7 protein-coding genes are annotated in these 13,012 nt (G+C 41.5%); 5 read left to right on the top strand and 2 right to left on the bottom strand.

All coding sequences use genetic code 11. The features are described from left to right. Positions 1–7 precede the first annotated feature (7 nt). Positions 8–3,187, bottom strand: a complete 3,180-nt coding sequence (locus tag DEO27_RS13245) for a SusC/RagA family TonB-linked outer membrane protein (RefSeq protein WP_112574276.1) — start codon at positions 3,185–3,187, stop codon at positions 8–10. A 418-nt stretch (positions 3,188–3,605) separates the two neighbouring features. Beyond that, entirely contained in the window at positions 3,606–4,892 is a 1,287-nt protein-coding gene (locus DEO27_RS13250) for an esterase-like activity of phytase family protein (RefSeq protein WP_112574277.1), read from the bottom strand. A gap of 388 nt (positions 4,893–5,280) precedes the next feature. Between DEO27_RS13250 and glmS the strand changes: the two genes are divergently transcribed. The 5 genes from glmS to tviB all read left to right on the top strand — a co-directional run bounded on the left by glmS (position 5,281) and on the right by tviB (position 13,008). Next, complete coding sequence (gene glmS, locus DEO27_RS13255) at positions 5,281–7,119, top strand: glutamine--fructose-6-phosphate transaminase (isomerizing) (protein WP_112574278.1); 1,839 nt, start codon at positions 5,281–5,283, stop codon at positions 7,117–7,119. A gap of 309 nt (positions 7,120–7,428) precedes the next feature. Continuing rightward, the gene (locus tag DEO27_RS13260) at positions 7,429–8,187 is read left to right on the top strand and encodes a polysaccharide biosynthesis/export family protein (protein WP_112574279.1); all 759 of its coding nucleotides are present in this window, start codon (positions 7,429–7,431) and stop codon (positions 8,185–8,187) included. Between the two features lie 33 nt (positions 8,188–8,220). After that, positions 8,221–10,533: a GumC family protein gene (locus tag DEO27_RS13265; protein ID WP_112574280.1), complete on the top strand. Its 2,313-nt coding sequence runs from the start codon at positions 8,221–8,223 to the stop codon at positions 10,531–10,533. Positions 10,534–11,159: 626 nt separating this feature from the next. Continuing rightward, positions 11,160–11,720 carry a UpxY family transcription antiterminator gene (locus DEO27_RS13270; protein WP_112574281.1) on the top strand — a complete coding sequence of 187 codons (561 nt, stop codon included), beginning with the start codon at positions 11,160–11,162 and terminating at the stop codon, positions 11,718–11,720. After that, positions 11,710–13,008: a Vi polysaccharide biosynthesis UDP-N-acetylglucosamine C-6 dehydrogenase TviB gene (tviB, locus tag DEO27_RS13275; protein WP_317132986.1), complete on the top strand. Its 1,299-nt coding sequence runs from the start codon at positions 11,710–11,712 to the stop codon at positions 13,006–13,008. Before DEO27_RS13270 ends, tviB begins: the two co-directional genes overlap by 11 nt. The last annotated feature ends 4 nt before the right edge of the window (positions 13,009–13,012 follow it).

The raw sequence follows: 13,012 nt of genomic DNA on the forward strand, positions 1-13,012 counted from the left end.
TGTTGAATTAGAAAGTTACATTTAAACCTAAGGTGTAAAACTTTGATGAAGGGTAAGTACCTAAATCGATACCTGAACCTGTTGGGTTGGTGATAGTAGCGCCCGTAATTGGATCGGTACCGGTGGCCTGCCCTATTTCCGGATCAAGACCGGTGTACTTGGTAATAGTGAACAAGTTTTGAGCCGCTATATAAAACCTGATTTTGGTAACACTCATTTTTTTGGTAAGTGCCGCAGGTAGTGTATAACCGAATGTAACGTTTCTTAAACGCAGGTAACTGCCGTTTTCAACATAAACGCTTGATGCAACGTTATTTGCGCTAACATCATCATTATAAGTAGCCCTTGCAAAACGATTTGACGGGTTGGTTGGCGTCCAGCGGTTTTCATAATACTGCTGGCTAACGTTTTCAACTCCAACAAAGCCCGGTGCCTGGAAGCTTTCCAGGTTACGCTCCTGGTAATTGAAGATTTTATTACCATAGCTACCATAAAAGAACGCGTTAAAATCAAAGGCTTTGTATGAAAGGTCGATATTGAAGCCTCCATAAAATTTAGGGATTGGGCTTCCTAAGCTGGTACGGTCATCAGCCGTGATCTGGCCGTCGCCGTTGATATCCTTGAACTTACGATCACCAGGTTGAGTAGTTGCTACCTGATAATGGCCTGTAGGCGATTTTGCATTCAGCGCGTCAATCTCGGCCTGGTTTTGGAATATGCCCAATGATTGGTAACCATAAAACTCACCTACCGGCTGACCGATATTGGTTTCGCTGAAGGTTGACCAGCCATTTGCCGGAAGCGGCAGGTTAACCAGGTTGGTAATAAATTGAGTGTTCTTATTTATACTAACCAATTTGTTGCTTACGGTAGTAATATTTAAGCCTAAGCCGTAATTAAAATCTCTAATGGTATGCCTGTAGTTTAAAGCAAACTCAAAACCCTTATTGCTGATACTGCCTGCATTTTGTGTTGCCGATGTAAAGCCGGTTTGTGCAGGAGTAAGCAGGTTTAACAAGAAATCTTTCGAGTCTTTTTTATAGTAATCAACCGTTAAGGTTAAGCTGTTGTTCAGGAAAGCGATATCCATACCAATATCGGTTTGTTTGGATGTTTCCCACTTTAAGTTAACGTTATCAAGGTTGGTAAGCGCTAAGCCGCTCTGATAGATTTTGCCAAAAGGGTAACCAACGTTTGAACCCGAAGTAGCCGGCCCCCCAGAGGTGTAACGTGCTAAATACTGGAACAGACCAATGCTTGACTGATTACCAACCATACCGTAGCTGCCACGGAATTTCAAATCAGAAAGCCAGTTAACATCCTTCAAAAATGATTCTTCTTTAGCTTTCCAGGCTACTGAACCAGAAGGGAAAGTACCGTATTTATGGCCGGTGTAAAATTTAGATGAACCGTCACGCCTTACAGTAGCTGTAAGCAAATATTTATCGGCAAACTTATAGTTTAACCTTGCAAACTGCGATGCCAGCGAGTAGGTTTGCTGACCGCCGTAAGCAACAAGATTTTGCACCTGGCTTAAATCTCTGATGGAGTTACTTGGCAGGTTATTACCGCTGCCACCAATCTGCCTGCCGGTGTTTTCCTGCTCAGATACACCACCTACAAAATCTATAGCATGTTTGCCAAATGTTTTGCTGTATGATATGGTATTTTCCCAAAGCCACTCAAATGTGTTGCTTGCATTTTGCGAGTAAACGCTCAGCTGATTAGCACCACCTAAATTGTATTGCTCGCTTGACCTGTTATCTTCAGGCTGAAAATAATAACCAGAAAAATCACTGGTGTTGATACCTAAATTACTTTTGATTTTCAATCCGTCAAATATGGTTGCCTCTAACGATGTTGAACCTAAGAAGTAGTTCTGTAAGTTTTTGATATCCTGTGTTTCGATAGAATAAACAGGGTTATTCCAGCTTTTGGTGTAGATGTTTACCGGGTTAAAGAAACCATAATTACCTTTTGAATCCTTAATTTCGCTGGTAAGTTTATTACCGCCATCAAGCGTTGGGATCAACTCGCTCAATTGCGCTAATGAACCTGTTCCGAATGGATTTTTGGTATTTTGCCTTGAGAATTTGGCACTTGTTGATGATTTTAACCAGCTGCTGATATTATAATCAATATTCATACCCAGGTTGATCCTTTTGAAGAACGAACCAAGTACAATACCTTTCTGATCATAATAACCTGCTGAAAAAGCTGATTGAATTTTATCGTTTCCCCCACGGATGGCAAGGTTATAATCTTGTTTCAAACCCTGACGGTATACGGCATCCTGCCAATCCACATTATGCAAAGCTGAAGGGTTGCTCCATTCAGGCAATTCAGTAAAGCCTTCGGCAGCGTGCACTTCATTTGCCAGGGTAGCCCACTGCTGCGCGTTAAGTACTTTGTATTTTTTAGGTTCAGACTGCAGTGAAGCATAAGCATCTAATGACACCTGCACGCCGTCTTTTTTTCCTTTTTTGGTGGTGATGATAACAACGCCATTTGATGCCCTTACACCATAAATAGCAGTAGCCGATGCATCTTTCAATACATCCATAGAAGCAATATCATTGGGGTTGATATTGTTCAGGCCGCCGGTAATAGGGTAACCATCCACTACATATAAAGGATCATTATTGCCCAAACTACCAATACCCCTGATCTGCACGCTAACACCACCGCCCGGCGCACCATCATTATTGGTAACCTGCACACCTGATGAACGGCCCTGTAAAGCCTGATCTAAAGCAGTAACCGGCACCTTAGCTATTTGCTCGGAAGTAACCGAACTCACCGAACCTGTTAAATCCTTACGTTTGGTGGTACCGTAACCCACAACTACAACCTCAGTAAGGGTTTTATTGTCGGGCACTAATGATACGTTTACAACCGATTTGCCGTTTATTGCAACCTCCTGGTTTGTGAAACCAATAAAGCTAAAAACAAGTGTTTCGTTGCTGCCGGCGGTTATAGCGTAAGTACCATCAGGTTTTGAACCTACGGCTTGTGTGCCTCCTTTTACCTTAACGGTAACACCCGGCAAAGGCAGCCCGTTATCTGAGCCGGTGATTTTTCCGGTTACCTGTTTACTTTGAGCATAACCTGAAAAACTTATCAGCGCAAGCGATAAGTTTAAACAGATGAAGGCCACAACGTTTTTGATGTGTAGTTTTCCTCTCATACATTTTACTTTAAATTGTTAAAATTGGTTTGTTACATAAAATCACTTTTTGACAATTATTGAGATATGATTTTATGCTAAGTAAATGTAGCTTCCGTGTTACAATCGATTGTAATACAATATGAGTGGTTTTTTGTACTAATTTAACACAATCAAAAAAACGGTAAATAATTTTATAAAAATCTAATTATCAAATAATTAAAAAATAAAAAATCAATAACAGGCCAATATTTTATCGTTTCGATGATAAAATAATATCTTCCATTGTTAAAATCGAACTATTCAATAAATGTTATTTTAACAATAAAATAAGTTTTTAACCCAAGTGGTTTCTCCAAACACCATCCCTACTGGCAGCAATAAAAAAGCCTCCCGGCATAACCGGAAGGCTTAACAATATTTTGATTTTACAGGGCTGTTATTTAAGCTTTACAAAATAGATCCTGTTACGGTCGACAGTGTTGGTAGCAGGCAAAATTTTAGCTGCAAAACCATTCTTACCATTGTCAATAACACCGAAGTCGTCATCATTAGATATAGCAAGTATATTACCCGGAAGTAAAGCCAAACCTTCGGCTTTATCATGCGGATAAACGGTTGGCAGATCTTTTAACAGGTCAAGCACCTGCGTTTTAGTAACCGGGGTGATACCGGCCGCTTTTAAACCAGCCTCGTCATTAAGCTCCTCAACGGTTTTACCATTGTATAATTTACCGTTAGCGCCGTTTGCCGGGTCAGAAATATCGGTAGCATTACTCAAATCAATCTTAAATACTTTTTTAAACGTTGCCGGATTGGTTGGCGCGCCACCAAAATTACCATCGCGTTCAACAGTTAAAAATGTTGTGGCGTTAACAGCGGTAATATCACTTACACCTGTTAACGAAACGTTGTCCATAACATAAGCGTATTGCTTTGTAGCACCTGAAACAATATCAAAAGTCAGGATCCTTAATACAGTTGAGTTGGCAACTTTTGCTTTAGACGGGTTATACATTGGCGATTGCATCATGCCAACCAGTGTTTTGCCATCAGGCGTAATAGCCAAACCTTCCATACCCCTATTGGCCCTGCGTGTGGCAAACACAGCGGGAATTTTACGGCCGCCGGTTCCGGAACCGTAAGGGTTGATGCGCTCAATGGTTTTACCGCTGGCGTCAAAATGTACGATATGCGGACCGTACTCGTCACTAATCCAAAAAGTGCCGTCGGCAGCCAATACCAGGCCTTCCGAATCAATACCATCGGCACTGGCCGCTAACTGGTTGCCGCTAAGATCAAAAGGAACCTCGCCGGAAGCTCCCATACCTGCAGGATTTGGCAAGCCATTCAGTTTCCCGCCATTGGCATTTTTAAGTTCGATGGTTTGTTCCAGGATCAGTTTACCATCTATTAACCTGAATTTGCCTATCTGTGGATCGAAATCGGGTTTACCGATGATGATTGAATTTGCAGTTTGCCCGGCAACGTTAGAGCCGCGGTCTGTAAGCAGATAAAATACATCTTTCTGATTGGGATCGGCCGCAACTGCCGAACCGAAACCACCATTATACACTTTTACACCATCGGCAGTGGTGAAAAGCACGGCCGGGTTTTGTGCTTCGGCCATATCGGGGTAGCTGAATGGATTTATTTTATTATCGTCATGGCAGGAAGATAGGATCACCGCAGAAGCCGCGATGACGCTGAGTAATTGTTTTTTCATTTGATCTGTGATTGATTAACTGCTACAAAAGAACCCGCCTCGTGTAAACCTATTGTTAATTTTATAACAATAATTTAACCTAAAAGACAAATTATATATAATTCCTACAGTTTCAGGACTGATAGTATCTCTAACTGATCGATCATCAGGTTAGTGACAAGTCGCTCATTCGAAGCTGCAGGATATCCCCCCAATAAGCCTGTAACTACTGGCAATCAATTCAAAATGTAAAGTAATTTATATCCTTTTACAGATTAATCGTGTAAAATTCTGACAGATTTACAATTTCCGGTCAATCAGCCATAGGCCTTACTTTATTGATAGTCAAATAAATAATTTTACTTACCAAGTAACAAAAAACTTATTTACCATTTAAAGCCCTAAAAATATGTGCGGAATTGTTGGTTACATCGGATCGAGAGATGCGTGGCCGGTTGTGTTAAACGGCCTCAAACGATTAGAATATCGTGGTTATGATAGTGCCGGTATTGCTATCATTAATGACGAAGGTTTCAGTGTATATAAAAAAACCGGGAAGGTAGCTTGCCTTGAAGAGTATACTGCTGATAAGGACAAAAGTGGCCGGGTTGCCATAGGACATACCAGGTGGGCAACACACGGTGCCCCTTCTGATGCAAACTCGCACCCACACAGCTCAAATGACAACCGTTTGCACATTATTCACAACGGGATAATTGAAAATTACCTGATCCTTAAGGAAGAACTTTTGGCCCGCGGGCACACTTTTAAAAGCGAAACAGATACCGAGATCCTGATCCACCTTATTGAGGAGATCCAGAACATTGAACAAACAGATTTACTCGAGGCCGTTCGCTTAGCATTAAATACCGTGATAGGTGCTTATGCCATCGTTATACTTGACCGGGAAAATCCCGACCGGCTCATCGCCGCCCGCAAAGGCAGTCCGCTGGTTATAGGCGTTGGCCAGGGCGAGTATTTTATCGCTTCAGACGCCACTCCTATTATTGAATACACCAAAAATGTGGTGTATTTAAAAGACAACGAAATCGTACTTGTTAAACCCGATGGGCTCCTGATAAAAAAACTGGATAACGTAGAACAAACCCCGTTAATCCAGGAATTGGAGTTAAAGCTTGAATCATTGGAAAAAGGTGGTTTTGAGCATTTCATGATGAAGGAGATCTTCGAACAGCCACGATCTGTACGGGACTGTATGCGCGGTCGCATTTTCCCGCTTGAGGGCAAAGTGGAGTTAGGTGGTATTAAACAATATACCGATAAGCTCAAAAACGCGGAGCGGATCATCATCATTGCCTGCGGTACCTCATGGCATGCCGGCCTCACAGGCGAATACCTTATTGAAGAATACGGACGCATTAAGGTTGAGGTTGAATATGCATCTGAATTCAGGTACCGCAACCCCATAATTACCGACAAGGATATCGTGATGGCCGTATCACAATCGGGCGAAACTGCAGATACATTGGCCGCTATTGAAATTGCCAAAGAACGGGGCGCCACAATTCTGGGGATTTGCAATGTTGTTGGGGCATCAATTCCGCGTGTAACCGATGCCGGGGTTTACACCCATGCCGGCCCCGAAATTGGTGTAGCCTCAACAAAGGCCTTTACAGCACAGGTTACCGTTTTAACTTTAATTGCTTTATATATAGCACAGCATAAAGGCACCTTAACACCCGCCAAGCTCATCAATATGCTAACCGAACTTGATACCATACCCGATAAGATCCAATTGCTGCTACAGGATAACGACTTGATTGAAGGCATTGCAACTAAAATAAAAGATGCGCCCAACTGCCTGTTTTTAGGTCGAGGGTTTGGTTTTCCGGTAGCATTGGAAGGAGCTTTAAAATTAAAAGAGATCTCTTACATACATGCCGAAGGCTACCCCGCCGCCGAAATGAAGCACGGCCCTATCGCGCTGATTGACGAGCAAATGCCGGTAATTTTCATCGCCACCAAAAACTCATCATACGAAAAAGTGATTAGCAATATCCAGGAAGTTAAGGCCCGTAAAGGCATAGTGATAGCCATTGTTACACAAGGCGATGTCAAGGTAAAAAACATGGCCGATTACTGCATTGAAATACCTGACGCCGACGAAGCATTCTTGCCGCTTTTGGCTACCATCCCTTTACAACTGTTATCATATCACATAGCTGTGAAACGAGGCTGCAATGTTGATCAGCCACGGAACCTGGCTAAGTCAGTTACTGTAGAATAATTCATATTAATTAACCAAACAATCCGTAAAAAAAGCAGACTTAGGTCTGCTTTTTTTATTTGTTATTACACCCTGTTGTAACCCAATTGTATGAAAAATGTGGCCAAAAAAACTACTAAAAGACACTTTTTTCTCAACCCTTTACACATGCCTGCAAGAGCACTTTACAGGTTCTGTAAAGGTTAAGATACAGGTTTACAAAAAAGCGGCAATCGCCCAAAAGCGTATACTATCAATACCCAAATAGATAAATTTGATTAATCAATTAAACCAGTTGAAACCAGTTTCCTAACCTTCTAAACTATTGAGATGAAAAAATTTAACACATACTGTTTTCTTGCAGCCTTACTGTTGATGACCGGGTGTGCCGCTAAACGCGACCTCGTTTATTTCAGTAACATGGCTAACACAGGTGCAGTAAATAATAACATGGGCGGAGCAGTAATTATTCATCAGAAAGACATTATAAATGTAACTGTTAACAGCTTAAACCCCGAATCAAATTTACTTTTTAACGGAAACAAAAATGCTACAACGGGCAATACCTCAAACCGCGGCGGATATAAAGTAAATGAAAATGGCATTGTGAATTTACCTCTTATAGGCGACTATAAAATTGAAGGACAAACCATTGAAGAGGCCCAGGCCGAAGTTGCAAAAAGGTTATCGGCCTTTGTTAAAAGCCCGGTGGTTGATATCCAGCTATTAAACTTTAAAATAAGTGTGATTGGCGAGGTAAACAAACCATCAACATTTGTGATAACTGATGAAAATGTAAACTTACTTGAAGCATTAGGAATGGCAGGCGATATGACAGTTTACGGAAAAAGGGACAACGTGCTGGTGATCCGTACCGAAAACGGGCACAAGACCATGAACCGCCTTAACCTAAATAAAGTTGAATCAATGGATTCGCCCTATTTCAACCTTAAACAAAATGACATTGTTTACGTGGAACCTGATAAATCAAAAGCAGTTGAATATAGCCAGAATACACGCCTGGCACCTATTGTAGTAGCATCAATATCAGCCCTGGCTGTATTGGCGGCAGTACTTTTAAGAAGATAAAATACAGTTTTAGTGATACCTAACATTGGTGATATGGATAACAATTTTATTTTGAGAGAGCCTCTACCAGGCAACAAATTCAGGAACAATCTTACGCCTTATTTAAGCGGCTGGTATTTATTCCTGATCAGTATGGTTGTTTGCATAGCTGCCGCCTGGACTTACTTAAACTATGTTACCCCACTGTACAAAATAACAAGTACACTGCAAATACCTGACGATAAAAAGGGTGACGGTATTTTAAAAGCAACCGCGTTCAGTGACCTGAACATGTTCCAGGAAACTAAAACCGTTGACAACGAGATGGAAGTTTTACGATCAAAAGACCTCATATACAAGGTCCTGTCAAAACTCCACATGGAAACTTCTTTTTTTGACGAAAGTGGATTTACTACAAAAGAGCTTTATGGAGCCGAGCGGCCTTTTACTGTCACCATAAACCAGATCAGCAAAATTGGGTATGCAAAAAAACTGTACCTGCAGCCATATACGCAGGATAAGTTTGTGCTTAAGGATGAAAACAAATCCTGGATCTATAGCTATAACCAGATGATCAGGCATAAAGATTATTCGTTCAAAGTAGAAAAAGGCCCGGCACGCATTGATAGCGAAACTCCAATACTAATTCAATTTAAAAACCTTACCAATCTGGCCTCGTCATATAGTGCAGGGTTACTGCAAGTTAATCCGGTTATTAAAGAATCAAATACATTAACGTTAAGCCTGGTTGATGCCGTACCTGAAAGAGGTGTCGATATTTTAAACAACATCATATCAACTTACAACGCCGAAAATGTTGTTAAGAAAAACGTTACTGCGGTAAATACCATATTGTTTATCGATAAAAGGTTAAACGATCTTGAACACGATCTGTCATTTACCGAAGGCGATATCGAAACCTTTAAACAACATAATGGTGCTGCAGAGATCAATGCAAGTACACAGGTAAACATTACAAAATCTGCCGAGTATAACCAGTTAATTGAAGAAGCAAACACACAATTAGGTATAATAAAATCTATTGAAACTTATTTAAAAAGCTCGGCTAATCAATATAATGCGGTACCCAGCACCATGGGATTAAAAGACCCCTCATTAAATACGTTGGTTAGCCGTTTCAACGACTTGCAATTGGAGCGCAACCGTATGCTTACCAGTGCTAATCTTGAGAACCCGCTTGTGCAAAACCTAAGTAACCAGATATCCGCGTTACGTATTAATATTTTGGAAAACCTTCAAAACATTAAAAAAGGGTTTGCTATCAGCCATAAATTACTTAGTGATAATTCTGCACAGTATGATTCCCGGATCCGCTCTGTTCCGTCAATTGAACGCGGGCTTTTACAACGCAGCAGGGAACAAGGTGTAAAAACCAATTTATACCAATACCTGCTCCAAAAAAGGGAAGAAACAGCATTGTCGTTATCCGCTACAATTCCGTCATCACAATTGATTGATAAACCTGCCGCTAATCCAACAGCCGAATTTCCTAAAACACAGCTTACCTATCTATTCGCAATCATAGCAGGATTATTTACACCGGGTATTTTCATCTTCATGAAAGATAAACTCAGCGTAAAAATTAAAGATCAGTCCAGCCTACTGAATATACAGGGCGTAAAAATATTAGGCGAGCTATGCCACAACAACGAAGACAAAAACTCGGTGGTTATATCAAACGGAAGCAATACCAATATTTCAGAACTGTTCAGGTATATCAGGAGCAACATTGGCTTCCTAAACCAGGGCACACAGCACAAAACCATACTGGTTACATCGTCTATGAAAGGTGAAGGTAAAACCTTCTTCAGTATTAACCTCGGACTGACGCTCGCTATGCTCAATAAACGGGTGCTGATCATGGAGTTTGATTTACGTAAGCCCGATCTGCTTAAAAACATCAACCTGGAGCAAAGCCTTGGTATAAACGATTTCTTAACCGGCAATACCAATTCTCCGGCCGATTGCGTACAGGCTTATAGTGAATCTGAAAATCTGTTTGTGATGGGCAGCGGAACCAAGACCATAAACCCGGCCGAACTGCTATCAGATAAACGGCTCGACCTGCTTTTTAAATGGTGCAAAACCGAGTTTGACTATATCGTGCTTGATACTTCGCCGGTTGGTGCTGTTGCCGATGCATTTAGCCTGGCAAAATATGCAGAGCTAAGCATTTACATTGTACGATATAACTATACCAATACAGAGCAATTAAGTATCCTGAGAGATATTTATGATAATAAAAAACTAAATAATGTTATGGTAGTGTTTAACGACGCGAAAAAAGAAAACCGCACGGCTTATGCCTATGGTAGTTATGGATATGCGTCGGCTTATGGCAGCTGATAGCAGCTTTTTACCAATACCGTAAGACTGATATAATTTTTATCAGCATTTAGTTTGACCGTTTTATTTGAATGCCATGGCTCCATGTGACTGGATTGGCGGAGCCACAAGCGACGTAAGTTGCAGATGTTTTGAAGAAGCAATCCGCGTAAAACCGGAGGAATATTATAAACCGATAGTTCGACCATTTTTTACCAACCGCCTAACCATGTGACTGGATTGGCGGAGCCGCAGCCGACGCAAATTTTAGCTGAGACAAATAAAATATCAGGTAAAAATGGGAGAATATTTTAGCCGATAGTTCGATATTTTTTACAAACCGCCTAACCATGTGACTGGATTGGCGGAGCCACAGCCAATGCAAGTTGCAACTGCGACAAACAAAACAATCCGGGTAAAACCGGCGAATATTATAAACCTTTAGTTCGATTATTTCATCAACCGACCAACCATGTGACTGGATTGGCGGAGCCACAGCCAACCAGGCTTGCAGCTAATAATTGAAGCAACCAGGCCAATAATTTTCAACTACCATACCTCTGCACAACATCATCACCCCTGCACCTGTGAGTGAGTTGGCGAAGCTATAGTAGGCCTTAAGTACCCGATCCAACTTTATTCACTTTATGGAAACCCAATCAAGAGTAGCACATCGCATGACAAACTATCGTGAAAAAAAATGGCTTGTAATTTACACCAAGCCCCGATGGGAAAAAAAGGTGGACAAGCTTTTAAAGCAAAGCGGCATCGAATGCTACTGTCCTGTGAGGGATGTAGTAAACCAATGGTCCGACCGGAAAAAGGAGATCAGCGTCCCACTGTTTAGCTCCTATGTGTTTGTTCATGTCGACGCCTATGAGCAGTCGCGGGCGCTTTATATCATGGGCGTATTAGGTTTTGTTTACTACATGGGCAAACCTGCCATAGTTAGGGACAATGTTATTGACGAGATCAGGGCGAACCTTATACGCTATAAAGATATGGAGATTATAAGCCTCCAGAATTTATGCATTGGCGATACTGTAACTATAAAAGGTGGAGCCCTTGTAAACCAGATGGGTAAAGTGCTGCAGATTCAGGGCAAAAATGTTTTGATGGTTTTTGAAACCATCAATTGCGCCTTAGTAACACGAGTTTCAATCCAAAACTTATCAGTTCATAACATCAGCGGAAATCATGAAAATTGAGAATTACCAACCTAAATTAGGCATCATCGGTCTTGGTTATGTAGGCCTGCCCCTGGCAGTTGAATTTGCAAAAAAATACAAGGTCATTGGCTTTGACATTAATGTGAACCGCATTAATGAGCTCAAATCGGGTATCGACCATACCCTGGAGATAGACTCCGAACAATTAAACGCGGTGATTACCCCTGTTTGCACAACCGCTACCGGGTTATACGTTACCGATGAAGTTGAAAAATTAAGGCAATGTTCTGTTTACATTGTAACAGTACCAACCCCGGTTGATAAAAACAACCGTCCCGACCTTTCCCCATTAATTAGTGCCAGCCGCGTGGTAGGCAAGGTTTTAAAAAAGGATGATATTGTAGTTTACGAATCTACCGTATACCCCGGAGTAACAGAAGATGAGTGTATGCCTATACTGGAAAAAGTATCGGGCTTAACCTTTAATGTCGACTTTTTTGCAGGTTACTCACCTGAAAGGATCAATCCTGGCGATAAGCTGCATACCGTATCAAAAATCAGGAAGATCACTTCTGGCTCCACTCCTGAAGCTGCAGAAACAATTGACAAACTTTATCAATCGGTTATTACTGCCGGCACATTCAAGGCCCACTCTATTAAAGTAGCTGAAGCAGCCAAAGTAATTGAAAATGCTCAGCGCGATATTAACATCGCCTTCGTTAACGAATTAGCAATGATCTTTAATAAATTAGGCATAGATACCCACAAGGTATTGGAAGCGGCAGGTACCAAATGGAACTTCCTGAATTTCAGGCCGGGTTTGGTAGGCGGCCACTGCATAGGTGTTGATCCTTATTACCTGGCCCAAAAAGCCCAGGAAGCAGGTTATCATCCTGAAATTATCCTGGCCGGTCGCCGCATTAACGACTCGATGGGCGCTTATGTTGCCGATCAGTTTATTAAACAAATGATTTGCCGGGGTACTTCTGTAACCGATGCCGAAGTGCTGATACTTGGCTTCACCTTTAAAGAAAACTGCCCCGACGTAAGGAATACCCGTGTAATTGATATTGTAAAACGACTGAGAGAGTATAAAGTAAAAGTGCATATCCATGATCCATGGGCCAACGCGGAGCACGCTAAAAAAGAATATGGCATTATCTGCGAAAACGGAGAATCAAAAACCCGCACCTATGATGGTGTTTTACTCGCGGTTGCCCACGAAGAGTTTAAAGCACTGGATGTAAAAGCGCTTTGCAAACCGAATGCTGCCCTTTATGATTTGAAAGCATTTTTACCAGAAAATGTTGCTAACGCCCGACTTTAAAGAT

The organism is Mucilaginibacter rubeus (assembly GCF_003286415.2).
Classification (GTDB): Bacteria; Bacteroidota; Bacteroidia; order Sphingobacteriales; family Sphingobacteriaceae; genus Mucilaginibacter; species Mucilaginibacter rubeus_A.